Source organism: Pseudomonas sp. URIL14HWK12:I6 (genome assembly GCF_000514195.1).
GTDB classification, from domain to species: Bacteria; Pseudomonadota; Gammaproteobacteria; order Pseudomonadales; family Pseudomonadaceae; genus Aquipseudomonas; species Aquipseudomonas putida_A.
In genome coordinates this window covers 727,548-753,255 of record NZ_AZVL01000001.1, presented here as the reverse complement: position 1 = coordinate 753,255, position 25,708 = coordinate 727,548, and the positions used below count along the sequence as shown (strand labels likewise).

General features: G+C 59.3%; 19 protein-coding genes and 1 tRNA gene. 17 read left to right on the top strand and 3 right to left on the bottom strand.

What is annotated here, in order from left to right; translation table 11 throughout:
- Positions 1-12: 12 nt before the first annotated feature.
- The 4 genes from H043_RS0103410 (at position 13) to H043_RS0103395 (ending at position 6,167) form a co-directional block, all read left to right on the top strand.
- Positions 13-1,935, top strand: coding sequence for a PrkA family serine protein kinase (locus tag H043_RS0103410; RefSeq protein ID WP_003228848.1), 1,923 nt, complete (start codon positions 13-15; stop codon positions 1,933-1,935).
- A gap of 107 nt (positions 1,936-2,042) precedes the next feature.
- Positions 2,043-3,314 carry a YeaH/YhbH family protein gene (locus tag H043_RS0103405; RefSeq protein ID WP_003228849.1) on the top strand — a complete coding sequence of 424 codons (1,272 nt, stop codon included), beginning with the start codon at positions 2,043-2,045 and terminating at the stop codon, positions 3,312-3,314.
- The gene (locus H043_RS0103400) at positions 3,311-4,873 is read left to right on the top strand and encodes a SpoVR family protein (protein ID WP_027610714.1); all 1,563 of its coding nucleotides are present in this window, start codon (positions 3,311-3,313) and stop codon (positions 4,871-4,873) included. The genes H043_RS0103405 and H043_RS0103400 overlap by 4 nt, the downstream gene beginning before the upstream one ends.
- 64 nt (positions 4,874-4,937) lie before the next feature.
- Positions 4,938-6,167, top strand: coding sequence for a multifunctional CCA addition/repair protein (locus H043_RS0103395; protein WP_027610713.1), 1,230 nt, complete (start codon positions 4,938-4,940; stop codon positions 6,165-6,167).
- A gap of 80 nt (positions 6,168-6,247) precedes the next feature.
- On the opposite strand, the gene folK is transcribed toward H043_RS0103395, so the two are convergent.
- On the bottom strand, positions 6,248-6,766 hold the full coding sequence (folK, locus tag H043_RS0103390; RefSeq protein WP_027610712.1) for a 2-amino-4-hydroxy-6-hydroxymethyldihydropteridine diphosphokinase: 519 nt from the start codon (positions 6,764-6,766) through the stop codon (positions 6,248-6,250).
- The gene (gene folB, locus H043_RS0103385) at positions 6,757-7,113 is read right to left on the bottom strand and encodes a dihydroneopterin aldolase (protein ID WP_003228857.1); all 357 of its coding nucleotides are present in this window, start codon (positions 7,111-7,113) and stop codon (positions 6,757-6,759) included. Before folB ends, folK begins: the two co-directional genes overlap by 10 nt.
- A gap of 74 nt (positions 7,114-7,187) precedes the next feature.
- Here folB and plsY point away from each other — a divergent pair, with 74 nt between their 5' ends.
- Positions 7,188-7,757, top strand: a complete 570-nt coding sequence (plsY, locus tag H043_RS0103380) for a glycerol-3-phosphate 1-O-acyltransferase PlsY (protein ID WP_027610711.1) — start codon at positions 7,188-7,190, stop codon at positions 7,755-7,757.
- 35 nt (positions 7,758-7,792) lie between these two features.
- Here plsY and tsaD read toward each other — a convergent pair whose 3' ends face one another.
- A complete protein-coding gene (tsaD, locus tag H043_RS0103375) occupies positions 7,793-8,818 on the bottom strand; it encodes a tRNA (adenosine(37)-N6)-threonylcarbamoyltransferase complex transferase subunit TsaD (protein WP_027610710.1) in 1,026 nt (341 codons plus the stop codon).
- A 199-nt stretch (positions 8,819-9,017) separates the two neighbouring features.
- On the opposite strand from tsaD, the gene rpsU reads away from it, so the two are divergent.
- From rpsU to pqqB, 12 genes are all read left to right on the top strand, one after another.
- Positions 9,018-9,233, top strand: coding sequence for a 30S ribosomal protein S21 (gene rpsU / locus H043_RS0103370; protein ID WP_002551877.1), 216 nt, complete (start codon positions 9,018-9,020; stop codon positions 9,231-9,233).
- Between the two features lie 481 nt (positions 9,234-9,714).
- Positions 9,715-11,679 carry a DNA primase gene (dnaG, locus tag H043_RS0103365; RefSeq protein ID WP_007966496.1) on the top strand — a complete coding sequence of 655 codons (1,965 nt, stop codon included), beginning with the start codon at positions 9,715-9,717 and terminating at the stop codon, positions 11,677-11,679.
- A 67-nt stretch (positions 11,680-11,746) separates the two neighbouring features.
- On the top strand, positions 11,747-13,594 hold the full coding sequence (gene rpoD, locus H043_RS0103360; protein ID WP_027610709.1) for an RNA polymerase sigma factor RpoD: 1,848 nt from the start codon (positions 11,747-11,749) through the stop codon (positions 13,592-13,594).
- 126 nt (positions 13,595-13,720) lie between these two features.
- Positions 13,721-17,467 carry a bifunctional diguanylate cyclase/phosphodiesterase gene (locus tag H043_RS0103355; RefSeq protein WP_027610708.1) on the top strand — a complete coding sequence of 1,249 codons (3,747 nt, stop codon included), beginning with the start codon at positions 13,721-13,723 and terminating at the stop codon, positions 17,465-17,467.
- Positions 17,468-17,482: 15 nt separating this feature from the next.
- A tRNA-Ile gene (locus H043_RS0103350) sits at positions 17,483-17,559 on the top strand.
- A 202-nt stretch (positions 17,560-17,761) separates the two neighbouring features.
- Entirely contained in the window at positions 17,762-18,328 is a 567-nt protein-coding gene (locus tag H043_RS0103345; RefSeq protein WP_027610707.1) for a PBECR2 nuclease fold domain-containing protein, read from the top strand.
- 295 nt (positions 18,329-18,623) lie between these two features.
- Entirely contained in the window at positions 18,624-19,085 is a 462-nt protein-coding gene (locus H043_RS0103340) for an Lrp/AsnC family transcriptional regulator (protein ID WP_027610706.1), read from the top strand.
- Positions 19,086-19,438: 353 nt separating this feature from the next.
- Positions 19,439-21,121: an NAD(P)/FAD-dependent oxidoreductase gene (locus H043_RS0103335; RefSeq protein ID WP_027610705.1), complete on the top strand. Its 1,683-nt coding sequence runs from the start codon at positions 19,439-19,441 to the stop codon at positions 21,119-21,121.
- A gap of 12 nt (positions 21,122-21,133) precedes the next feature.
- A complete protein-coding gene (locus H043_RS0103330) occupies positions 21,134-21,928 on the top strand; it encodes a carbon-nitrogen hydrolase family protein (protein ID WP_027610704.1) in 795 nt (264 codons plus the stop codon).
- Positions 21,929-21,976: 48 nt separating this feature from the next.
- A complete protein-coding gene (gene pqqF / locus H043_RS0103325) occupies positions 21,977-24,394 on the top strand; it encodes a pyrroloquinoline quinone biosynthesis protein PqqF (RefSeq protein ID WP_027610703.1) in 2,418 nt (805 codons plus the stop codon).
- A 158-nt stretch (positions 24,395-24,552) separates the two neighbouring features.
- Positions 24,553-24,627 (top strand): pyrroloquinoline quinone precursor peptide PqqA, encoded by a 75-nt coding sequence (pqqA, locus tag H043_RS29565; RefSeq protein WP_003422658.1) that lies wholly within the window; start codon positions 24,553-24,555, stop codon positions 24,625-24,627.
- 81 nt (positions 24,628-24,708) lie between these two features.
- The gene (gene pqqB, locus H043_RS0103320) at positions 24,709-25,620 is read left to right on the top strand and encodes a pyrroloquinoline quinone biosynthesis protein PqqB (RefSeq protein WP_027610702.1); all 912 of its coding nucleotides are present in this window, start codon (positions 24,709-24,711) and stop codon (positions 25,618-25,620) included.
- Positions 25,621-25,708: the final 88 nt, after the last annotated feature.

The following is a 25,708-nucleotide window of genomic DNA, read 5'->3' as shown; positions in this document are numbered from 1 at the left end:
CGAGGTGACGTCATGAGTATCTTTAGCCACTTCCAACAACGCTTCGAGTCCACACGCCAGGAAGAACTCTCGCTGCAGGAGTACCTGGAGCTGTGCAAAAAGGACCGCAGCGCTTACGTTTCCGCCGCCGAGCGTCTATTGATGGCCATCGGCGAACCCGAGCTGCTCGACACGTCGACCAACTCGCGGCTGTCGCGGATCTTCTCCAACAAGGTGATTCGTCGCTATCCGGCCTTTGAAGACTTCCACGGGATGGAAGAATGCATCGACCAGATCGTCTCGTATTTCCGCCATGCCGCCCAAGGCCTGGAAGAGAAGAAACAGATCCTCTACCTGCTCGGCCCCGTCGGTGGCGGTAAATCGTCCCTGGCCGAGAAGCTGAAACAGTTGATGGAAAAAGTGCCCTTCTATGCGATCAAGGGCTCGCCGGTATTCGAATCGCCTCTGGGTCTGTTCAACGCCACCGAAGATGGCGCGATCCTCGAGGAAGACTTCGGCATCCCGCGGCGCTACCTGAACACCATCATGTCACCGTGGGCGACCAAACGCCTGGCCGAATTCGGTGGCGACATCAGCCAGTTCCGCGTGGTCAAGCTGTACCCGTCGATTCTCAACCAGATCGCCGTGGCCAAGACCGAACCGGGTGACGAGAACAACCAGGACATCTCGGCGCTGGTAGGCAAGGTCGACATCCGCAAACTCGAGGAATACCCACAGAACGACGCCGACGCCTACAGCTACTCCGGTGCGCTGTGCCGGGCCAACCAGGGCCTGATGGAATTCGTCGAAATGTTCAAGGCACCGATCAAGGTGCTGCACCCATTGCTGACCGCCACGCAGGAAGGCAACTACAACAGTACCGAAGGGCTGGGGGCGATTCCGTTCACCGGGATCCTGCTCGCGCACTCCAACGAATCGGAGTGGCACACCTTCCGCAACAACAAGAACAACGAAGCGTTCATCGACCGGATCTACATCGTCAAAGTGCCGTACTGCCTACGGGTCAGCGACGAGGTGAAGATTTACGACAAATTGCTGTTCAACAGTTCGCTGGCCAAAGCACACTGCGCCCCCGACACCCTGAAGATGCTGGCGCAGTTCACCGTGCTGTCGCGCCTCAAGGAACCGGAAAACTCCAACATCTACTCGAAGATGCGCGTCTACGACGGGGAAAATCTCAAGGATACCGATCCGAAGGCCAAGTCGATCCAGGAATACCGCGATTCGGCGGGCGTCGACGAAGGCATGAACGGTCTCTCGACCCGCTTCGCCTTCAAGATCCTGTCCAAAGTGTTCAACTTCGATCCGCATGAAATCGCCGCCAACCCGGTGCACCTGTTGTATGTACTGGAACAACAGATCGAGCAGGAACAGTTCCAGGCCGAGACCCGCGAACGCTACCTGCGCTACCTCAAGGAATACCTGGCGCCGCGTTATATCGAATTCATCGGCAAGGAGATCCAGACCGCTTATCTGGAGTCTTACAGCGAGTACGGGCAGAACATCTTCGACCGCTATGTGCTGTATGCGGACTTCTGGATCCAGGATCAGGAATACCGCGATCCGGAAACCGGCGAGATTCTCAACCGTGTCGCCCTGAACGAAGAACTGGAGAAAATCGAGAAACCGGCGGGCATCAGCAATCCGAAGGATTTCCGCAACGAAATCGTCAACTTCGTGTTGCGCGCCCGAGCCAACAACAACGGCAAGAACCCGACCTGGCTCAGCTACGAGAAACTGCGGGTGGTCATCGAGAAGAAAATGTTCTCGAACACCGAAGACCTGCTGCCAGTCATCAGCTTCAATGCCAAGGCGAGCAAAGAGGATCAACAGAAACACAACGACTTCGTTACTCGAATGGTCGAACGCGGCTACACCGACAAACAGGTAAGACTTCTGTCCGAATGGTACCTACGGGTCCGGAAATCGCAGTAAAACAGCTACAAGCTTCAAGCTACGAGCTGCAAGAAAAAAGCATGTGAACGCTGTGCTTCTTCTTGCGGCTCGCAGCTCACAACTTGAAGCTGCCCGGAGGGCCACGTATGAGCTATGTGATCGACCGACGTCTCAATGGCAAGAACAAGAGCACGGTTAACCGCCAGCGCTTCCTGCGGCGTTACCGTGATCACATCAAGAAGGCTGTCGAAGAGGCAGTCAGCCGCCGTTCCATCACTGACATGGAGCACGGCGAACAGATCAGCATTCCCGGTCGCGATATCGACGAACCGGTGCTTCACCACGGTCGCGGCGGCAAGCAGACCGTGGTTCATCCCGGCAACAAGGAATTCACTGCCGGCGAACACATCGCCAGGCCTCCGGGGGGCGGCGGTGGACGCGGTCCCGGCAAGGCTGGCAATTCCGGCGAGGGCATGGACGAATTCGTCTTCCAGATCACCCAGGAGGAATTCCTCGAGTTCATGTTCGAGGACCTTGAACTGCCGAATCTGGTGAAACGCAACCTGAGCGGCACCGACACCTTCAAGACCGTGCGCGCGGGGATCAGCAACGAGGGCAACCCGTCACGGATCAATATCATCCGCACCCTGCGCTCGGCACACGCCCGGCGCATTGCGCTGTCCGGCAGCAGCCGTGCCAAACTGCGCGAGGCCAAAGAGGAACTGGCGCGATTAAAGCGCGAAGAGCCGGACAACTTCGGCGATATTCAGGAACTGGAAGCAGAAATCGAGAAACTCAGCGCGCGCATTCACCGCGTGCCATTCCTCGATACTTTCGACTTGAAATACAACCTGCTGATCAAGCAACCCAACCCCAGCTCGAAAGCGGTGATGTTCTGCCTGATGGACGTGTCCGGCTCGATGACCCAGGCGACCAAGGACATCGCCAAACGCTTTTTCATCCTGCTGTACCTGTTCCTCAAGCGGAACTACGACAAGATCGACGTAGTGTTCATCCGCCATCACACCAGCGCCCGGGAAGTGGACGAGGAAGAGTTCTTCTACTCGCGGGAAACCGGCGGCACCATCGTCTCCAGCGCCCTGAAGCTGATGCAGGAGATCATGGCCGAGCGCTACCCGAGCAACGAGTGGAACATCTACGCCGCGCAGGCTTCCGACGGCGACAACTGGAACGATGACTCGCCGATCTGCCGCGACATCCTGATCAATCAGATCATGCCGTTTGTGCAGTACTACACTTATGTGGAGATCACCCCGCGCGAACACCAGGCCCTCTGGTACGAATACGAACGCATCGCCGAAGCCTTTTCCGACACGTTTGCCCAGCAGCAACTGGTCTCGGCCGGGGATATCTATCCGGTCTTCCGTGAACTCTTCCAGCGCAGGTTAGTGACATGACCGCCAAAGAGCAGAAACGCCAACCCATTTCCACCGGCTCCGAATGGACGTTCGAGCTGATCCAGGCCTACGACCGCGAAATCGCCCGGATTGCGGCCGGCTATGCCCTGGACACCTATCCCAACCAGATCGAAGTGATCACCGCCGAACAGATGATGGACGCCTATGCCTCGGTCGGCATGCCACTGGGCTATCACCACTGGTCCTACGGCAAACACTTCCTCAGCACCGAGAAATCCTACAGCCGCGGCCAGATGGGGCTGGCCTACGAGATCGTAATCAACTCGGATCCGTGCATTGCCTATCTGATGGAAGAAAACACCATCTGCATGCAGGCGCTGGTGGTGGCACACGCGTGCTATGGCCATAACAGTTTCTTCAAGGGCAATTACCTGTTCCGCACCTGGACCGATGCCAGTTCGATCATCGATTACCTGGTGTTCGCCAAGCAGTACATCATGCAATGCGAGGAGCGCCACGGTATCGATGCGGTGGAGGACCTGCTCGACTCCTGCCATGCGCTGATGAATTACGGGGTCGATCGCTACAAGCGTCCGTATCCGATTTCCGCCGAGGAAGAACGCCGGCGGCAGAAGGATCGCGAAGAGCACCTGCAGAAGCAGATCAACGATCTGTGGCGCACCATCCCCAAAGGCGCGGACAAGTACAGCGACAAGGACAACGCCCGGTTCCCGGCCGAGCCGCAGGAAAACATCCTGTATTTCATCGAGAAGCACGCGCCGTTGCTGGAGCCGTGGCAACGGGAGATCGTGCGGATCGTGCGCAAGATCGCCCAGTATTTTTATCCACAGCGTCAGACGCAGGTGATGAACGAAGGCTGGGCCACCTTCTGGCACTACACCCTGATGAACGACCTGTACGACGAGGGCCTGGTGACCGACGGGTTCATGATGGAATTCCTCACCTCGCATACCAGCGTGGTGTTCCAGCCAGGCTTCGACAGCCCTTACTACAACGGGATCAACCCTTACGCACTGGGCTTCGCGATGTATCGCGACATCCGCCGCATGTGCGAAAACCCCACCGAGGAAGACCGGCGCTGGTTTCCGGACATCGCCGGTTCCGACTGGCTGTCGAGCATCAAATTCGCCATGAGCAGTTTCAAGGATGAGAGCTTCATCCTCCAGTACCTGTCACCGAAAGTGATCCGCGACCTGAAGCTGTTCAGCATCCTCGATGACGACCAGAAGGACGACCTGCTGGTGCCGGCGATCCACGACGAAACCGGTTACCGGATCATCCGCGAAACCCTGGCCGCGCAGTACAACCTCGGCAACCGCGAGCCGAACGTGCAGATCTACAGCATTGACCGGCGCGGCGACCGCTCGCTGACCCTGCGTCATCAGCAACACGACCGCAAACCCTTAGGCGATTCCACCGACGAAGTACTGAAACATCTGCACCGGTTGTGGGGCTTCGACATTCATCTGGAAACCCTGCAGGGTGACCAGATCATGAAAACTCACCACGTACCGCCGCGCAGTGAACACAGCGAAGGCGATTACGGTCGGCTCGACCTGGCCGTGATTCATCTCTAGATGCGGATCTGACCTCCGAAAGTCCGACGCAAGGGTTATCCTGTCGGGCTAACGGAGGTTTTTTATGCAGATTTTCAAGGTTGGCGGTGCGGTACGCGATCGCTTGCTGGGTATACCGGTCACCGACGTTGATCGGGTGGTGGTGGGCGCGACCACTGAGCAAATGGTCGCTCAGGGCTTTCGCCCCGTGGGTGCGGATTTTCCGGTATTCCTTCACCCCAAGACCGGCGAGGAATATGCCCTCGCCCGCACCGAACGCAAAAGCGGTCGCGGTTATGGCGGGTTCACTTTTCACGCCAGTCCTGACGTCACTCTTGAAGAAGACCTGATCCGCCGCGACCTGACCATCAATGCAATGGCCGAGGACGACCAGCAAAACCTCACCGATCCCTATCATGGGCAACGCGATCTCGAAGCGCGGATCCTGCGCCACGTTTCCCCCGCATTCGCCGAAGATCCGCTCCGCGTGCTGCGCGTTGCGCGCTTTGCTGCCCGTTATGCCAGTCTAGGCTTCACTGTCGCACCAGAAACACTGGAACTGATGCGCCAGCTCAGCGAGTCCGGCGAACTGCAGGCGCTGACCGCCGAACGCAGCTGGAAAGAAATCTCCCGCGCACTGATGGAAGATCAGCCGCAGGTATTCATCCAGGTGCTGCGCGATTGCGGCGCACTGAAAGAACTGATGCCGGAAGTCGACGCGCTGTTTGGCGTGCCACAACCGGAAGTGCATCACCCGGAAATCGACACCGGCCTGCACACTCTCAGCGTTCTGGAGCAATCAGCGCTGCACAAACAACCGCTGACGGTACGCTGGGCTTGCCTGCTGCATGACCTCGGCAAAGGCCTGACGCCGGAAGAAGAGTGGCCACGACATATCGCCCATGAACACACTGGGTTGAAGCTGATCAAAGCGGTCAACGAACGCTTCAAGGCACCGAAGGATTGTCAGGAGTTGGCCTTGCTTGTCGGCAAGTACCACACCCACTGTCACCGGGCGCTGGAATTGAAGGCCTCAACATTGCTGGAGCTGTTGCAGAGCTTTGATGTGTATCGACGACCGCAGCGGTTTGAAGAGTTTATCGGCGCATGCGAAATGGACGCCCGAGGCCGTAAAGGGCTGGAGCAGAGAAGTTATCCACAGGCCGATTATTTACGCGGCGCTGCCCAGGCTGCGCGGGAAGTCGCGGTGCAGCCGTTGCTGGAGAAGGGATTCAAAGGCCCGGAACTGGGCGAAGCGCTGAAGCGAGAACGACTGAAGGCGCTAAAAGCCTACAAAGACAAGGCGTCAGCCTGAAAAGCTTCGCGAGCAAGCCCGTTCCCACAAGGGGAATGCATTCCAAATGTGTGGGCTTGCTCGCGAAAGCGGCCGTTAATTCAACGTAAATCCGAAGACGTCAGTTGCTGCCCACGCCACTCAAAGGCCACCGGCGCCAACACCTGATCAATCTGCGCCTCGGCCCACAACGTCGCGAAGCTTTTTCCCACACCCGGATGCACTCGATCCGGCGCAATCAGCGACAGCGGCCACAACACAAAGGCGTTTTTCAGGATTTCGGCACGCGGCAGGATCAAGCCGTCGAAGTTACCGGTCAGATCGCCGTATAACAGCACGTCGATATCCAGCGGCAGCCCCTTGCGATCCGGCGCATAGCGACCGTTATCGGCTTCGATGAATTTCAGGCGCCGATCCAGCTCCATCAAGGGCAGATCGGTAAGCGCCGAGACCACGAAGTTGAAGAAAGGCCCGCTCTTTATCCCCACCGGCTGACTCTCGAACACCGCCGAACAGCGGATATCCACCAGAAACGTCGCCAAAGCGTCGAGCCCGGCGCGCAAATGGGTTTCGCGCTCGATATTGCTACCGAGCCCGAGGTACACCTGAGTCAGCGACATCCGCGCTCAATCTCCACACCCACGCCACCCTTGGCCGCCGGCACTGCGCCAGGCTTGGTCAGCTTCAGGCGAACCCAGGTGATCTTGAACTCGGCCATCAATACTTCCACCAGACGCTCGGCAAAGGTCTCGACCAGTTGATACTGGGATTGCTCGGCAAACGCCTGGATACGCGTGGAAACGCTGGCGTAATCGAGCGCCAGGGTCAGGTCGTCACCCGCGGCGGCCGGGCGATTGTCCCAGGCGAAGCTCAGATCAAGACGCAGGCACTGTCGAATGCCCCGCTCCCAGTCGTAAGCACCGATCACGGTGTCGACTTCCAGGCCCTCGATAAACACTCTGTCCAAGCACTTTTCTCCGCTGCACGACAAGGGCGCAATGCGCCGTTAGAATCAGGGCGTCCTCGCCCGGAATAGTTAGCATGTTTTGGTTACTGGCGACTCTCGCCTACCTGCTCGGCTCTCTGTCCTTCGCCATTTTGCTCAGCCGCCTGACCGGAAACCCGGATCCGCGAATGAGTGGCTCGGGTAATGCCGGCGCCACCAACATGCTGCGCCTGGTCGGTCGCAAACTGGCGATCCTGACCCTGCTCGGTGATCTGTGCAAAGGCCTGGTACCGGTGCTGATCGCAGCGGCCGCTGGCCTTTCGCTGCAGGATCAGGCCTGGATCGGCGTGTGCGCCGTGATCGGTCACCTGTTCCCGCTGTATTTCCGTTTTCGCGGCGGCAAAGGCGTCGCCACGGCCGCCGGCATGCTGCTGGGCCTGTATCCACCCGCCGCGCTGCTGGCGGTGTGCGCCTGGCTGCTGACGTTCTACCTGACCCGTACCAGCTCGCTGGCGGCGTTGATCGCCACGCCCCTGACCTTGCCCTTACTCGCGTGGCAAGAACCGGAAGCGCTGCTGCCGATGAGCGCGTTGACATTGCTGATCGTCTGGCGCCACCGCGGCAATCTACGCGACCTGTTTGCCGGGCGCGAACGGCATTTTTAAATACCGCTCAGCCACACCGCCAATCGCACCGCCAATCACAGTGCCGACAACTGCTCCATCGGCCAGCGCGCCTGCACGCTGATCGCCAGACTTTCCTGCTGACCGGCCTGCAAACGCTGACAACCGGCAAACGCGATCATCGCGCCATTGTCGGTGCAGAACTCCGGGCGGGCGTAGAACACATCGCCCTGCATGTCGCCGAGCATCTTTTCCAGTGAAGCGCGCAAGGCCTTGTTGGCGCTGACGCCGCCAGCGATCACCAGACGCTTCATGCCCGCGTGTTTCAGGGCGCGCTTGCACTTGATGGTCAAAGTCTCCACCACGGCCTGCTGGAACGCCAGCGCGATGTCGCAACGGGCTTGCTCGCTGTCGTCCCCGGCGTTGACGCATTGCTGCCAGGTATTGAGAGCAAAGGTCTTCAAGCCGCTGAAGCTGAAATCCAGGCCCGGGCGATCACACATCGGACGCGGGAAGGTGAAACGTCCTACGACGCCCTTCTCGGCCAGCTTGGCGATTTCCGGCCCGCCCGGATAATTGAGGCCCATCATTTTCGCGGTTTTGTCGAACGCTTCGCCGGCGGCATCGTCGAGGGTCTCGCCGAGCAGGCTGTATTGGCCAATACCATCGACCTGAACCAGCTGCGTATGCCCCCCGGAAACCAACAAAGCGACGAACGGGAATTCCGGCGGTTTTGGCTCCAGCATCGGCGCCAGCAGGTGGCCTTCCATATGGTGCACACCGAGTGCCGGAATGCCCCAGGCAAACGCCAGTGCCTGAGCGCACGAAGCACCGACCAGCAGCGCCCCGACCAGGCCCGGGCCCGCGGTGTAGGCGATCGCATCGATCTCGGTCGGCACGCAGTCGGCCTCGGCCAACACCTGACGAATCAAGGGCAGCATGCGTTTGACGTGGTCACGCGAGGCCAGCTCCGGCACCACGCCGCCATAGACGCGGTGCAGGTCGATCTGGCTGAACAGCGCGTCGGCCAGCAGGCCGCGTTCACTGTCGTATAATGCGACGCCGGTTTCGTCGCAGGAGGTTTCTAATCCCAGTACTAGCATGGGTTTGCGCCTTGTTTAGGCTGAATTCGAAGGCGCGCATAATAGTCGCCATGCGATGCCCCGACTAGCGGTTTTCGATCAGAGGCTTTGCATTCCGAGCGATGAGGGGTTAACATCCGCAACCCTTAAAAACCGACGTCTTCAAGTGCTCTTTTGCCGCGAGGATGTTGACCCCGGTAATGAATGAAGGTAGCTCTGGATGCCAGCCGTCAAAGTTAAAGAGAACGAACCCTTCGACGTAGCTCTGCGTCGTTTCAAGCGCTCCTGCGAAAAAGCCGGTGTACTGGCTGAAGTTCGTAGCCGCGAATTTTACGAGAAGCCAACTTCTGAGCGTAAGCGCAAAGCAGCAGCCGCTGTTAAGCGTCACGCCAAGAAAGTTCAGCGCGAACAGCGCCGCGCCGTTCGTCTGTACTAATACACAGACGATCGTAGCAAGCCTCTTGCCTAAGCCCGGCCCTCAGCCGGGCTAATGGCATTTGCGTAAAACGCTTGATGCTTCACCGTCGAAGCCGCACACGCGACCGAGACAAATCTGCTTCACGCGTCAGACCTGGCTCTTTTGCCAGCGGTGCACGTCTTTTCTGACGAGCCTTTCAAGGCTACTGACGAGCACACCCACTGATTCCTCTTACGACGATCAGCCCAAGGCACCTGCATGCGTGCCCGTTTTATTGAGCTATCCGGGGCCATTTATCGGCCGTCAGCGGATTCAGCGCAACACTTTCAAATAGTCGAAAACTGATGAGTACTAACGTCAGTGGTTTTTCGGCAGATACACTTCCCGACAGCGATCACGCAACCGAACCCGGTCGAGCCGCCCACTTTGTGCGCCTCACTCAAGACCTGCGTCCGGCCGCCCTTCGCATCGGACTTATTACAGCGCAGACGAGAACGCCATGGCCGGGCTGATTCCCCAGAGCTTTATTGACGACCTCCTGAACCGCACCGACATCGTCGATGTGGTCAGCTCGCGCGTGCAACTGAAAAAGGCCGGCAAGAACTACACCGCCTGCTGCCCGTTCCATAAAGAGAAAACCCCATCGTTCAGCGTCAGCCCGGACAAGCAGTTCTATTACTGCTTCGGTTGCGGCGCCGGTGGCAACGCCCTCGGCTTTCTCATGGACCACGACAACCTGGATTTTCCCCAGGCGGTTGAGGACCTGGCTAAAGCCGCCGGCATGGAAATCCCCCGCGAAGAAAGTGGCCGCCCGCACAAACCGCGGCAGCCAACCGATTCGCCGCTGTACCCGCTGCTCACCGCCGCCGCCGATTTCTACCGCCAGGCGCTCAAGAGTCATCCGGCGCGCAAGGCTGCGGTGGATTATCTCAAGGGCCGCGGACTGACCGGCGAGATCGCCCGGGACTTCGGTCTCGGCTTCGCGCCGCCGGGCTGGGACAACTTGTTCAAGCATTTGAGCAGCGACACTTTGCAGCAGAAGGCCATGATCGACGCCGGCCTGCTGATCGAGAACGCCGAAACCGGCAAACGCTATGACCGCTTCCGCGATCGCGTGATGTTCCCGATTCGCGATACCCGCGGCCGCATCATCGCTTTCGGTGGCCGGGTACTCGGCGACGACAAGCCGAAATACCTGAACTCGCCGGAAACCCCGGTATTTCATAAAGGCCAGGAGCTCTACGGCCTCTATGAAGCACGCAAGAACAACCGCAACCTCGACGAAATCATCGTCGTCGAGGGTTACATGGACGTCATCGCCCTCGCCCAGCAAGGTTTGCGCAATGCCGTCGCGACCCTGGGCACTGCAACCAGCGAAGAACACCTCAAGCGTCTGTTTCGGGTAGTGCCGAACGTTTTGTTCTGCTTCGACGGTGACCAGGCCGGCCGCAACGCCGCCTGGCGCGCACTGGAAGCAACATTGCCGTGCCTGCAGGACGGGCGCCGCGCGCGCTTTCTGTTTCTGCCCGAAGGCGAAGACCCGGACACCCTGGTTCGCGCCGAAGGCACTGATGCCTTCAAGGCCCGAATCAACCAACATGCGCAACCGCTGGCCGATTATTTCTTCCAGCAACTGACCGAGGAAGCCGATCCACGCTCGCTCGAAGGCAAGGCCCACATGGCCACCCTTGCCGCGCCGCTGATCGACAAAGTGCCGGGCGCCAACCTGCGTATCCTGATGCGCCAGCGCCTGACCGAAATTACCGGCCTGAGCAGCGAAACCGTCAGCCAGCTGGCGCAAAGCGCGCCGCAGGAAGCGCCGCCCGCCTACGATCCGGGCATCGATTACGACGCAATGCCGGATTACAGCGACTACCATCAGCCGCAGGCACAAGACATGTATGTGCCGCAGCAGGAGTGGACGCCGAAGAAACCCGGCGCCGGCGGCAAGAAATGGGACAAGAAACCCTGGGACAAGAACGGCAAGCGTGGCGGCGATCGCGATCAACAACGCCCGCGCACGCCGATTGGCGTCGAATCACCGACCCTGACCGCCCTGCGAACATTGCTGCATCACCCGCAACTGGCCGAGCGCGTCGAGGACGCCGGGCACATTGCGGACGAAAATCAGACCAACGCACAGTTGCTTGTGGCGCTGCTCGAAGCCGTACAGAAGAATCCCAAGCTAAACTCATTTCAGTTGATCGCGCGATGGCACGGCACTGAACAGGGTCGCTTGTTGAAAGCGCTGGCGGAAAAGGAGTGGCTGATTGACGGAGAAAACCTTGAACAACAGTTTTTCGACACCATTACTAGCTTGTCAGCCCGCCAACGCGAGCGAAATCTGGAACAGTTGCTCAGGAAAGCGCGTCAAAGCGAACTGAGCGCCGAAGAGAAAAATCAACTGCGCGACCTTTTAAGTCGCAATGTTTCCGCATCAAACCCGACCTCAACTGGCGCGTGAGGTCATAGCTCAGGTATAATCCTCGGCTTGTTTTTTGCCCGCCAAGACCTTCAGTGGATAGGGTGTTATGTCCGGAAAAGCGCAACAGCAGTCTCGTATTATTGAGTTGATCAAACTGGGTCGTGAGCAGAAGTATCTGACTTACGCCGAGGTCAACGACCACCTGCCCGAGGATATTTCAGATCCGGAGCAGGTGGAAGACATCATCCGCATGATTAACGACATGGGGATCCCCGTACACGAGAGTGCTCCGGATGCGGACGCCCTTATGTTGGCCGACGCCGATACCGACGAGGCGGCTGCGGAAGAAGCAGCCGCTGCGTTGGCAGCGGTGGAGACCGATATCGGTCGCACCACTGACCCGGTGCGCATGTACATGCGTGAAATGGGTACGGTCGAGCTTCTGACTCGTGAAGGCGAAATCGAAATCGCCAAACGTATCGAAGAAGGCATCCGTGAAGTGATGAGCGCGATCGCGCACTTCCCTGGCACGGTTGACCACATTCTCTCCGAGTACACTCGCGTCACCACCGAGGGTGGTCGCCTGTCCGACGTTCTGAGCGGTTACATCGACCCGGACGACGGCATTGCGCCGCCGGCCGCCGAAGTGCCACCGCCGATCGACGCGAAAGCCGCCAAGGCTGACGACGATACCGACGACGATGACGCCGAATCTTCGGATGACGAAGAAGAAGCCGAAAGCGGTCCGGATCCGGTCATCGCTGCCCAGCGTTTCGGCGCTGTGTCCGATCAGATGGAAATCACCCGCAAGGCCCTGAAAAAGCACGGTCGTCACAACAAGGCAGCGATTGCCGAGTTGCTGGCCCTGGCCGAACTGTTCATGCCGATCAAACTGGTGCCGAAGCAATTCGAAGCCCTGGTCGAGCGTGTTCGCAGCGCCCTGGATCGTCTGCGTCAGCAAGAGCGCGCGATCATGCAACTGTGTGTACGTGATGCACGTATGCCTCGCGCCGATTTCCTGCGTCAGTTCCCGGGCAATGAAGTCGACGAAAGCTGGTCCGACGCCCTGGCCAAAGGCAAGAGCAAATACGCCGAAGCCATTGGTCGCGTACAGCCGGACATCATCCGTTGCCAGCAGAAACTGATCGCGCTGGAAACCGAGACCGGCCTGACCATCGCTGAAATCAAGGACATCAACCGTCGCATGTCGATCGGTGAGGCCAAGGCCCGCCGCGCGAAGAAAGAGATGGTTGAAGCCAACTTGCGTCTGGTGATCTCGATCGCCAAGAAGTACACCAACCGCGGCCTGCAATTCCTCGATCTGATCCAGGAAGGCAACATCGGTCTGATGAAAGCGGTGGACAAGTTCGAATACCGTCGTGGTTACAAATTCTCGACTTATGCCACCTGGTGGATCCGTCAGGCGATCACTCGCTCGATCGCCGACCAGGCCCGCACCATCCGTATTCCGGTGCACATGATCGAGACGATCAACAAGCTCAACCGCATTTCCCGCCAGATGCTGCAGGAAATGGGTCGCGAACCGACCCCGGAAGAGCTGGGCGAACGCATGGAAATGCCTGAGGACAAGATCCGCAAGGTATTGAAGATCGCTAAAGAGCCGATCTCCATGGAAACCCCGATCGGTGATGACGAAGACTCTCATCTGGGTGACTTCATCGAAGACTCGACCATGCAGTCGCCAATCGATGTTGCAACCGTTGAAAGCCTGAAAGAAGCGACTCGCGAAGTGCTGTCCGGCCTCACTGCCCGTGAAGCCAAGGTCCTGCGCATGCGCTTCGGCATCGACATGAACACCGACCACACACTCGAAGAAGTGGGCAAACAGTTTGACGTAACGCGTGAGCGGATTCGTCAGATCGAAGCCAAGGCGCTGCGTAAGTTGCGCCACCCGACGCGAAGCGAGCATCTGCGCTCCTTCCTCGACGAGTGATACCAGAACCCCCGGCCCAGGCCGGGGGTTTTGTTTATGCGGCAGATTAAATCCCTCGCACCGCCCCTCCCCGGCATACCCCGTCTACACTCGAAACAATGAATCCCGTGCCATAACGAGACGGTTATGCCCAGACTGGCGCCCGTGCTTTTCTTGCTGTCACTGATGATCTGGACCGCAACGGCTGACGCGCTGACTCTGACCGATGAAGAACGTAGCTGGCTGGCGGCTCACCCGGACTTGCGCCTGGGTGTCGATGCGTCGTGGCCGCCGTTCGAGTTCCGCGATGAACAGAATCGCTATCAAGGCCTGGCCGCCGACTATATCGACGTGATCCGCCAGCGCCTGTCGATCAAACTCAATCCGGTCGAGCCATCGAGCTGGACCGAAGTGCTGGCGCAGGTGAAAACCGGCAAGATCGACCTGCTGCCGGGGATCATGTCCACGCCGGAGCGCCAGAACTATCTGTCGTTTACCCGCCCCTACCTCGATTTCCCGATCGTGATCCTCGCCCATATCGGCGGCGCACAACCGCGCAAAATCGAGGACCTGTACGGTCTGAAGATCGCCGTGGTGGAGAACTACGCCCCCCACGAACTTCTGCGCACCCACCATCCCGACCTGAATCTGGTGGCCATGCCCAATGTCAGCTCGGCCTTGCAGGCTCTGGCTACCGATGAGGTAGACGCCGTGGTCGGCGACCTTGCCTCCAGCGTCTGGAGTCTGCGCCAGCTCAAGCTCGACGGTTTATACGTGAGCGGCGAAACCCCGTATCGCTATCAGCTGGCAATGGGCGTACCCCGCGACAACAAAATGCTGGTGGGTATTCTGGACAAAGTCCTGGCGGACATGAGCCCCGAGGAAATCAGCAGCATTCAGGAACATTGGGTCGGTAATGTTCTGGACCATCGGACATTCTGGTCGGATCTTCTGATCTATGGCCTTCCGGGCCTGTTGCTGCTGGTCAGCATTCTGGCGGTGGTCATTCGCATCAATCGCCGCTTGAGTTCGGAAATCGCCCGCCGCGTCGACCTAGAACAGGAATTGCGCAGCAGCGAATATCATTACCGCGGATTGGTCGAGAGCCTTTCGGCCATCGCCTGGGAAGCGCGCATGAGCGACTTTACCTACAGCTATGTGTCGCCCCATGCCGAAGATCTGCTCGGTTATCCACAGGCGCACTGGCTGATTCCGGGCTTCTGGCGCAACATCATTCACCCCGCCGACCTGACCCGCGCCCAGGCCATTTGCGATGAGGCGGTACGCGACGGACGCGATCACACCCTCGACTATCGGGTGATCACCGCTGACGGGCGCTGCCTGTGGGTGCGTGACATTGTCAGTCTGATTGAACATGGCCACGAGCCTGTGATGCGCGGGCTGATGATCGACATCAGCGAAACCAAGCGCACTGAGGAGGCGCTGCGGCTTTCGGAGCAGAAGTTCGCGTCGGTGTTCCAGCAATGCCCGGATATCCTCGTGATCGCGCGGTTGTCCGACGGCTGTCTGCTGGAGGTCAACGAAGCCTTTGAAGAACAGATCGGCCTCAAGGCCAAGGACGTCGTCGGCCAGACCGCCACCGAACTCAACATCTGGGGCATCCCCGGGGTCGGGCCCGGGCTGTTACAGCGCTTGCAGGCCGGCAGTATCCGCAACCTGGAGATGCCCTTTCGCCGCAACAATGGCCAGGTGTTCACCGGTCTGATCTCCGCCGAGCCCTTCGACCTCGACACCACTCCGGCGCTGGTGGTGGTCGTGCGCGACATCACCCAGCTCAAGGAAACCCAGCAGCAACTGCAAACCTCCGAAGAGAAGTTCGCCAAAGCCTTTCACGCCTCGCCGGACGGCTTGCTGCTGTCGCGTCAGAGCGATGGCTTGCTGCTGGAGGTCAACGAGGGCTTCAGCCGCATCACCGGGTTCAACAGCGCGATGTCGGTGGATCGCTCGGCGCTGGACCTGGGGATCTGGGTCAATCTCAACGAACGCAAGCAGATGCTCGACCTGCTGCACCGCGACGGCTTCGTACGCGATTTCACCTGCCATATCCGCCGCAGCGACGGGCAGATCCGTCTGTGCGAAGTGTCCAGCCGTCCGCTACCGATCGGCGAAGAAGATTGCATGTTGACCATCGCCCGGGACATCACCGAGCGCCATTTGATGCAGGAAAAACTGCAGCAGGCGGCCACCGTATTCGAGAGCACCGCCGAAGGCGTGTTGATCACCGACACCCAGCAGCACATCAGCGCGGTGAACCGTGCGTTCACCGAAATCACCGGCTACAGCGAAAGCGAAGCCCTCGGCCACACCCCGCGTCTGCTCGCCTCGGGACTGCATGACAGCGCGTTTTATGCGGCAATGTGGCACCAGTTGACTGCTGAGGGACACTGGCAGGGCGAGATTTCCAACCGGCGCAAGAACGGCGAGTTGTATCCGAGCTGGCTGACCATCAGCGCCGTACGCAACCGCGACAAGTTCATCACCCACTTCGTCGCGGTGTTCGCCGATATCTCCAGCCTCAAACACGCACAAGCCAAGCTCGACTATCAGGCGCACCACGACCCGCTCACCGGCCTGCCGAATCGCACCCTGTTCGAAAGTCGCCTGCTCACCGCGCTGAACAGTCAGCAGGAAAACGGTGGTCAGGGCGCGGTGCTGTTCCTCGATCTCGACCGCTTCAAACACATCAACGACAGCCTCGGCCACCCGGTTGGCGATCTGCTGCTCAAAGGCATTGCCGTGCGTTTGAAAGAACAACTGCGTGATATCGACACCGTCGCACGACTGGGCGGTGATGAATTCATCATTCTGCTGCCGGGTCTGCAACAAGCCAGCGATGCCGACAACATCGCATTCAAACTGCTCAACTGCTTTGGCGCACCGTTTCAGGCCGGTGAGCACGAGTTCTTCATCAGCGCCAGCATCGGCACCAGCCTCTATCCACGGGATGGCTGCGATGTCGCCACCTTGGTGAAAAACGCCGACGCGGCGATGTACCGCTCCAAGGCCAAGGGCCGCAACCGCGTCGAAAGCTACACTCGCGACCTCACTGCCCAGGCCAGCGAGCGCGTGGCACTGGAGCACGAACTGCGCCGGGCCATCGAGCGCGAAGAGTTGTTCCTCTACTACCAACCGAAAATCAGCCTCGACGACCATCGCCTGGTCGGTGCCGAAGCACTGATCCGCTGGCGTCACCCGACCTTCGGCGAAGTGCCGCCGGAGCACTTCATTCCACTGGCCGAAGAGAACGGCATGATCCTGCAGATCGGCGATTGGGTGCTCGAGACCGCCTGCCGGCAGATGTTCGAGTGGAGCCAGATCTACGACAGCCTCGGCCCGCTGTCAGTCAACCTCGCCGGTGCGCAACTACGCCAGCCGAATCTGCTCGGACGCATCGAACAACTGCTCAGGGACAACCGTCTGCAGCCGGATTTACTGCAACTGGAAATTACCGAAAACTTCATCATGAGCCAGGCCGAGGAGGCCTTGGCGGTGCTGCACCAGCTCAAACACTTGGGCGTACAACTGGCGATCGACGACTTCGGCACCGGTTATTCTTCGCTCAGTTACCTCAAACGCCTGCCGCTGGACATCCTCAAGATCGACCAGTCCTTTGTTCGCGGACTGCCCGATGACCCGCACGACGCGGCGATTGTCCGCGCGATCATCGCTCTGGGCCGGAGCATGCAATTCACCGTGATCGCCGAAGGCGTCGAGACCCAGGCCCAGCAACAATTCCTCGCCGCCGAAGGTTGCGAACAGATCCAGGGCTACATCGTCAGCCTGCCGCTGCCCCCGGAAGAATTCGCCGCAACGTTTCTTCGTGTAACCGTATCGGATTATTCGGATAGCACAGCCGCCAAACCGTCGCTATAATCCGCGGCCTACTGAGGGCCTATAGCTCAGTTGGTTAGAGCAGAGGACTCATAATCCTTTGGTCCACGGTTCAAGTCCGTGTGGGCCCACCACATTTGAAAGCCGCGCTACATGCGCGGCTTTTTCTTGGGCGATCAGTTGAGGGGACAATCTTTGCGAGCGCAATGTTCGGAAGACCTCCCCGAAGGCCGTAGGAATGTTCCGAAGTTATGTTTTCTCCCCTCCCCGCGCCTTGTTGACTGTTTCCCCAGACAAGTAATCTCCGGACGCCACTGCCCGTCCAGGATTGTTTTTATGCTTGTGAATGCTGCGCCACTGATAAAGGAAGCAGCCGATCAACAAACCTGGATCGACCTTGCTCTACCCGATCTGAGAACGTTATCGCGAGAGCTTCGGTCAGCCGCAATAGAAGAAATAAAGAGGGCTGACGACGCAGAAGGCGCCCTCAAAATCCTCTTGGATCACTTCGGATTCTTCGACGACTCCGTATTGGCGGTTACCATCCTCACGCCTATTGGAAACGTTGCAGTCATGCGAGACAAACTGGCCCATATAGTCGAGAAACGTCCAGACTCCCGAGAACGCTATGTTCGGCATGCCATCGACACGCTGGCGGGACCATTCGAAGTATGGAAAGTCCTCTACGATAATGGCGGTTTCCGATTGGCATTCATCAACGCCTATGAGGCAAAAAACGACATGCTCGTCGTGGTCGATGTGCGGAACGGGCACGTCCTCTGGAATTTCATGCACGCTCCGTCAAGAGCAATGAACAAGCACCGCCATGGCGATCTTTTGTACAAGCGGTACATTCTTGAAGACAAAGAAAAGGGCAGCCATTTGGCTGCCCTTGATATTTAAATCCTGATATTTGCATCCTCAGGAAATGGGATGAAGAGGTCTCACCTTACACCGATGTTGCAGCATCGCTGAGGTACCTACGTCCGCTAAAGCCCTGCAAGGCAGCAGATTTCGCGCTCTTGTTGGCATTCTTGATAAATAGGCCCGGCAAGTCAAACCAAATATTTGATGTTTGTTTTGGCGCAACAATTGCCTCCACGCATAAGTGACGTGTTCAGTCATCGCCAGCAGCGTGTCGCTGATAGTGCCTGTAACATGCAAACTCATCCGACCTCGACAGTCACGGAGCCGACCCTTGCCCGACACCCGCCCACCCGCCCTCGACGAAATCGACCGCCAGCTGATCGCCGCCCTGCAAATCAACGCCCGCGAAAGCGTGGCCATGCTTGCCCGGCAGCTGGGCATTGCGCGGACCACCGTCACATCGCGGTTGGCGCGGCTGGAGAGGGCCAAGGTGATCACCGGTTATGGCGTACGTTTGGGGCAGCGCGTGGTCGATGGCGGGTTGCAGGCGTATGTCGGGATCAAGGTGCAGCCGCGTTCCGGCAAAGAGGTATTGCGTCGGTTGAGTGCGATGGCGCAGGTGCAGCAGTTGTGTGCGGTGAGTGGCGAATTTGATTATGTGGCGTGGCTGCGCACCGATTCGCCGGAGCAGCTCGATCAGTTGCTGGATCAGATTGGCAGTGTGGATGGGGTGGAGAAGACCACGACCTCGATCATTTTGAGCAGCAAGATTGATCGGGGGCAGCCGGTTTGAGTGTGACGACACATTTCGGCAGATATATAGGGCCTCTTCGCGAGCAAGCCCGCTCCCACGTTTGGCCGGGTTGAGCGCAGAATCTGCGTCAGACACAAAACCAACTGTGGGAGCGGGCTTGCTCGCGAAAGCGGTCTGTCAGCCACCTTCCTTGGTGGCGGGAACATTGCCTTCGCGAGCAAGCCCCCCCCACAATGATCGAAGTACAGTAAAAGATTGTCACTTTGATCAATAGAATGGCAAAACGACGACACTTTGCATCTTATTAACGTGTTCTACGCTCCCTAGAATGGCTGGCATCTTTTCCTATACTCAGACGCGCATCCTGCGTCGGGTCGCCAGCAAGGTCAGCCATGAACAAGAACAATCGCCATCCTGCAGACGGTAAGAAACCCGTCACCATTTTCGGCCCGGACTTTCCGTTCGCCTTCGACGACTGGATCGAACACCCGGCCGGTCTCGGCAGCATTCCTGAACACCATCATGGCGCTGAAGTGGCGATTGTCGGCGCGGGTATCGCGGGTCTGGTGGCCGCCTACGAACTGATGAAGCTCGGCTTGAAACCAGTGGTGTACGAGGCCTCGAAACTGGGTGGCCGCCTGCGTTCGCAAGCGTTCAACGGCACCGACGGCATCGTCGCGGAACTGGGTGGCATGCGTTTCCCGGTGTCCTCAACTGCGTTTTATCACTACGTCGACAAGCTCGGTCTCGAGACCAAACCGTTCCCGAACCCGCTGACACCGGCCTCCGGCAGCACGGTGATCGATCTCGAAGGCAAAACCCATTACGCACAAAGCCTGAAGGATCTTCCTGCACTGTTCCAGGAAGTGGCTGACGCCTGGGCGGATGCACTGGAGGCTGGCTCGCAGTTCGCTGATATCCAGCAAGCGATCCGTGAGCGCGACGTACCACGCCTCAAAGAACTGTGGAATAAACTCGTTCCACTGTGGGACGACCGCACGTTCTACGACTTCGTTGCCACTTCCAAAGCCTTCGCCAAACTCTCGTTCCATCACCGCGAAGTGTTCGGTCAGGTCGGTTTCGGTACCGGCGGCTGGGACTCGGACTTCCCCAATTCGATGCTGGAAATCTTCCGCGTGGTGATGACCAACTGCGACGATCACCAGCACCTGGTGGTGGGCGGTGTGGAGCAAGTGCCGCAAGGCATCTGGCGCCATGTGCCGGAGCGCTGCGTGCACTGGCCTGAAGGCACCAGTCTGAAATCCCTGCACCGTGGCGCGCCACGTTCCGGCGTGAAGAAAATCGCTCACGCGCCGGACAGCCGTTTCGCCGTCACCGACAACAACGGCGACACCCGCGAGTACGCCGCCGTGCTGACCACCTGCCAGAGCTGGCTGCTGACCACCCAGATCGAATGCGACGAAACCCTGTTCTCGCAGAAGATGTGGATGGCGCTGGATCGCACGCGCTACATGCAGTCGTCGAAGACCTTCGTGATGGTCGACCGGCCATTCTGGAAGGACAAGGATCCGCAAACCGGCCGCGACCTGATGAGCATGACCCTCACCGATCGCCTGACCCGCGGCACCTATCTGTTCGACAACGGTGACGACAAGCCGGGGGTGATCTGCCTGTCCTACTCGTGGATGAGCGACGCGCTGAAGATGCTGCCGCACCCGGTGGAAAAACGCGTAGAGCTGGCGTTGAACGCGCTGAAGAAGATCTACCCGAAAGTCGATATCGCCGCGCGGATCATCGGCGATCCGATCACCGTGTCATGGGAAGCCGACCCGTACTTCCTCGGCGCATTCAAAGGCGCCCTGCCCGGCCACTATCGCTACAACCAGCGCATGTACGCGCACTTCATGCAGGACGACATGCCCGCCGAGCAACGGGGGATTTTCATCGCCGGTGACGACGTGTCGTGGACGCCGGCATGGGTCGAAGGCGCGGTGCAGACGTCGCTCAACGCGGTGTGGGGGATCATGAAGCATTTCGGCGGTTCGACACATAAAGAGAACCCGGGCCCGGGTGATGTGTTCAAAGACATCGGCCCTATCGCCCTGCCCGAGTAAGAGGATTCCCCGATGCGTGTAGCCCTTTACCAATGCCCACCGCTGCCCCTGGACCCCGCCGCCAACCTGCATCGCCTGCAGCAACTGGCGATGGAGGCCAAGGGTGCCGACCTGCTGGTGCTGCCGGAGATGTTCCTGACCGGCTACAACATCGGCGCCGAGGCAGTCAGTACGCTGGCCGAGGTCTACAACGGTGAATGGGCGCAACAGATCGGTCGAATCGCCAAAGCCGCCGGGCTGGCGATTGCTTACGGTTACCCCGAGCGCACCGCCGACGGGCAGATCTACAACGCCGTGCAGTTGATCGACGCGCACGGCGAGCGCCTGTGCAATTATCGCAAGACCCATCTGTTCGGCGATCTCGATCGATCGATGTTCAGCCCCGGCGAAGATGATTTTCCGGTGGTTGAACTCAACGGCTGGAAGCTCGGTTTTCTGATCTGCTACGACCTGGAGTTTCCGGAGAACGCGCGACGTCTGGCGCTGGCCGGTGCCGAGCTGATTCTGGTGCCGACGGCAAACATGATTCCGTTCGATTTCGTCGCTGACGTTACCGTGCGTTCCCGTGCCTTCGAAAACCAGTGTTACGTGGCGTACGCCAATTATTGCGGGCAGGAAGGCGAGATCCACTATTGCGGACAAAGCAGCATCGCCGCGCCGGACGGCAGCCGTATCGCCCAGGCCGGACTCGATGAAGCATTGATCGTCGGTGAGCTGGATCGACAGTTGATGGCCGATTCCCGCGCCGCCAATCGCTACCTCAACGACCGCCGTCCCGAGCTTTACCATGCGTTGAACAAGCGCTGACCCCACCCAATCCGCTAGCATTGGCACTTCACTGTTCTGGAAGTGCCCATGCCTGCGCCGACTCACCCCCGCCCCCACACTGAAACCCTGCCAAACGGCTTGCGCGTGACCCTGCGTCAGGTGCCCGGCTTGAAGCGCAGTGCCGCTGCGTTGCGGGTGGCTGCCGGTAGCCATGACGTGCCACTCAAGTGGCCGGGGCTGGCGCATTTCCTTGAGCATCTGCTGTTTCTCGGCACTGAGCGTTTTCCTGCGAGTCAGGCGCTGATGGCCTACGTGCAAAGTCACGGTGGCCAAGTGAATGCAAGCACCCGTGAACGCACCACCGACTTCTTCTTCGAACTGCCGACCTCGGCCTACAGCGCCGGGCTCGAGCGTCTGTCAGACATGCTCGCCCAGCCGCGTATGAATCCGCACGATCAGTTGCGCGAACGGGAAGTGCTGGACGCTGAATTCGTCGCGTGGTCGCAAGATCCGACGGCTCAGCAGGAACTGGCGCTGTACGAGGGATTGCCGGCCACACATCCGCTGCGCGGGTTTCATGCGGGAAATCGCGACAGCCTGAAAGTTGAGTTACCAGCGTTTCAACAGGCGCTGAAAGATTTCCACCGGCAGTTTTATCGCACCGGACAAATGACGCTGAGCCTGGTCGGGCCGCAGAGCATCGAGGAATTGCGCGTACTGGCGCAGCAGTTCGCCGCCGTGCTGCCGGTTGGGGATAAGGTCGAGCAAGCAGCGCCGCTGCCATTGGCGGTAAAAAGTTATCAACAGGTCGGCGAGCGAAGCGGCAATCTGTTGTTCGCTTTCGAAGCGCTGCCCGACTCGTCCGCCGAAGCGCTGGCGTTTCTCTGCCATTGGCTGAACAGCGCCAAGCCCGGCGGGCTGCTCGCCCATTTGCAGCAACAACGCCTCGCGGACGGTTTGAAAGCCGTGCCGCTGTATCAGTTCGCCGGGCAAGCGCTGCTGCATCTGCAATTCACCGCCCCCGCCGAATCCCTGAGCGTCATTGGTGAACAACTGCTGGACTGGTTGAGCTTCTTTGCCGCGCAACAGGACTGGGCAGCGCTGCGCGAGGAGTACACCAGGCTGCTTGAGCGTCAGCAGCAAATCAGCGGCGCCCTGCAACTGGCGCGGCTCGACAGTGAACAACGCGAACACGGTCTGTCGGAAAACGGCGTTGTTGCGCTCAAACAGATCCTGCGCGACATCGGCGTTGTGGATAACTTCAGCGACCATTGGCATCTGCCTGCCGCCAACCCTTTCCTGCGCTCCAGCGAACCGCTGGCCAACGCCGGCCTGATTCGCGGCCAGACCAGCGCCCATCGTGGCTTGCGTACTTTCGCTCAGGATCGCTCGCGCGGTCGGCGTGAGCGTTCGCCGATGCAATTCAGCCAGGCGTTGCCGGATCATAGCGACCACGGCGCGATTTATTTGCGTTGGCAAACGCAGGCGGCGGCCGGCACAGATCTGCAAGGCAAGCTGCGACGCAGTCTGTGGGAAACGCAGGAAGACGCGCGGCAGGCCGGCGTCGAATTGGCGTTCAGCGCCACCGGCACGCAGTGGCTGCTGAAACTGACGGGCTTGCAGGAGCCGATGCCCAGTGTCCTCGAACACGCGCTGAAATGTCTGACGCAAATTGACGCCGATTCAGCGAGCGCAGAGGCAGAAACACCGTTGATACCGATCCGCCAGTTGCTCAAGGCGTTGCCTGAATATTGTCTGTCATCGGCCGTCGAGTCGAACGACGTCAAACAGCTGTGGACAACTTCGCGCTGGGACGGACTGGCCCTTGGCCTCAACGCACAGACGCAATCGGCCATGGGCCTGGCCCTGAGCCGCATCCCCGGCACACCGGACAATCAATTGCCGACCGCGCCGACGATCAATACGCAACATCTGTGGAGCCACATCGACACCGCGTCCAGCGAGCATGCGTTGCTGCTGTTCTGCCCGAGCGCCAGCCGCGAGATCGCCGACGAAGCCGCCTGGCGCCTGCTCGCGCAACTGTGTCAAACCCCGTTTTATCAGCGCCTGCGGGTCGAATTGCAATTGGGCTACGCGGTATTCAGCGCCTTGCGACAGATGCATGGCCAGAGTGGATTGCTGTTTGGTGTGCAGTCGCCAAATACTGCGCCAGTTGAAATGCTTGGGCATATCCAGCAGTTCCTCGAGGGCATTCCTGCGCTGATCGAAAACCTCGATGAAGAGGACTTCAACCAGCAACGCCAGTCACTCGCGGATCAGTTCGATGAGAGTCATCTGTCCGGCAAAGACGCCGCCGAGTTGCTGTGGCAGGCCAAGCTCGCCGGCCACTCGTCGGATTATCTGGCGCAACTGCACACAGCCATTAGTCAACTGAAACGCTCAACATTGCTGGAGGCAGCGCAGCGGTTGCTCAACGCCGAGGGCGGCTGGCGCTGCCTGGCCAACGAATCGTCACCTGGCGCGCCGTGGCAAGCGACAAAATGATCATTACCAAGGCTGCAAGGAGCTTTCTCAAAGATTCACGGGCAATACCGTTGAAATTTTGAGTAACATAGCAGCCTAACTATTTGGAACATCCCTGCGCTGCCGTGGACTATAACTATGGACAGCGCTATCCCACCCACCCAATGAGGAGTCACCCTATGTCCTGGACAAAACCGGCTTACACCGACCTGCGTATCGGCTTCGAAGTCACCATGTACTTCGCCAGCCGCTGAGTTCTGCCTACGCAGACTTGCAGTGCAACGCCTCGGCTCGCCGGGGCGTTTTATTTTCAGCGTTGAAAGATGGGAGCGTTCATGTTCGTCCAGATTCTGGGTTCGGCCGCCGGTGGCGGATTTCCGCAGTGGAACTGCAACTGCGTCAATTGCGCAGGCTTTCGCGACGGCAGCCTGAATGCCAAGGCCCGCACCCAATCGTCCATCGCAATTTCCGATGACGGTGTGAACTGGGTGCTGTGCAACGCTTCGCCGGACATCCGCGCGCAACTGCAGAGCTTCGCCCCGATGCAACCGGGCCGTGCACTGCGCGACACCGGCATCAGCGCGATCATCCTGATGGACAGCCAGATCGACCACACCACCGGCCTGCTCAGCCTGCGTGAAGGCTGCCCGCATCAGGTCTGGTGCACGGACATGGTTCACGAAGATTTGAGCACCGGTTTCCCGCTGTTCAAGATGCTGACCCACTGGAACGGCGGACTGAACTGGAATCGCATCGAGCTCGACCAGAGCTTCACTGTCGCTGCCTGCCCGAACCTGCGCTTCACCCCGCTGCCGTTGCGCAGCGCCGCGCCACCGTATTCGCCGCACCGTTTCGACCCGCACCCGGGCGACAACATCGGCCTGATCGTCGAAGACATGAACACCGGCGGCAAACTGTTCTATGCACCGGGGCTGGGCAAGGTTGATGTGCCATTGCTGGAGATCATGGCCGGCAGTGATTGCCTGCTGGTGGACGGAACGCTGTGGGATGACGATGAAATGCAGCGCCGTGGCGTCGGCACCCGCACCGGTCGCGAGATGGGCCACCTGGCGCAGAACGGCCCCGACGGCATGCTCGAAGTGCTGGAGCAGTTGCCCGAGCAGCGCAAGGTGCTTATCCACATCAACAACACCAACCCGATTCTCGATGAAGATTCGCCGGAGCGCGCGGAGCTGGCGCGGCGTAATGTTGAAGTGGCGTTTGATGGCATGAGTATTGTGCTGTAAGCCGCAGATACCGATGCGCGGCCCTTCGCGAGCAGGCTCGCTCCCACATTTGGAATGCGATCAACCTGTGGGAGCGAGCCTGCTCGCG

Bases quoted from the DNA above. Each gene is read 5' to 3' on its own strand.
- H043_RS0103410 (WP_003228848.1), top strand. From the start codon at position 13: ATGAGTATCTTTAGCCACTTCCAACAACGCTTCGAGTCCACACGCCAG.
- H043_RS0103405 (WP_003228849.1), top strand. From the start codon at position 2,043: ATGAGCTATGTGATCGACCGACGTCTCAATGGCAAGAACAAGAGCACG.
- H043_RS0103400 (WP_027610714.1), top strand. From the start codon at position 3,311: ATGACCGCCAAAGAGCAGAAACGCCAACCCATTTCCACCGGCTCCGAA.
- H043_RS0103395 (WP_027610713.1), top strand. From the start codon at position 4,938: ATGCAGATTTTCAAGGTTGGCGGTGCGGTACGCGATCGCTTGCTGGGT.
- folK (WP_027610712.1), bottom strand. From the start codon at position 6,766: ATGTCGCTGACTCAGGTGTACCTCGGGCTCGGTAGCAATATCGAGCGC.
- plsY (WP_027610711.1), top strand. From the start codon at position 7,188: ATGTTTTGGTTACTGGCGACTCTCGCCTACCTGCTCGGCTCTCTGTCC.
- tsaD (WP_027610710.1), bottom strand. From the start codon at position 8,818: ATGCTAGTACTGGGATTAGAAACCTCCTGCGACGAAACCGGCGTCGCA.
- rpsU (WP_002551877.1), top strand. From the start codon at position 9,018: ATGCCAGCCGTCAAAGTTAAAGAGAACGAACCCTTCGACGTAGCTCTG.
- dnaG (WP_007966496.1), top strand. From the start codon at position 9,715: ATGGCCGGGCTGATTCCCCAGAGCTTTATTGACGACCTCCTGAACCGC.
- rpoD (WP_027610709.1), top strand. From the start codon at position 11,747: ATGTCCGGAAAAGCGCAACAGCAGTCTCGTATTATTGAGTTGATCAAA.
- H043_RS0103355 (WP_027610708.1), top strand. From the start codon at position 13,721: ATGCCCAGACTGGCGCCCGTGCTTTTCTTGCTGTCACTGATGATCTGG.
- H043_RS0103345 (WP_027610707.1), top strand. From the start codon at position 17,762: ATGCTTGTGAATGCTGCGCCACTGATAAAGGAAGCAGCCGATCAACAA.
- H043_RS0103335 (WP_027610705.1), top strand. From the start codon at position 19,439: ATGAACAAGAACAATCGCCATCCTGCAGACGGTAAGAAACCCGTCACC.
- H043_RS0103330 (WP_027610704.1), top strand. From the start codon at position 21,134: ATGCGTGTAGCCCTTTACCAATGCCCACCGCTGCCCCTGGACCCCGCC.
- pqqF (WP_027610703.1), top strand. From the start codon at position 21,977: ATGCCTGCGCCGACTCACCCCCGCCCCCACACTGAAACCCTGCCAAAC.
- pqqB (WP_027610702.1), top strand. From the start codon at position 24,709: ATGTTCGTCCAGATTCTGGGTTCGGCCGCCGGTGGCGGATTTCCGCAG.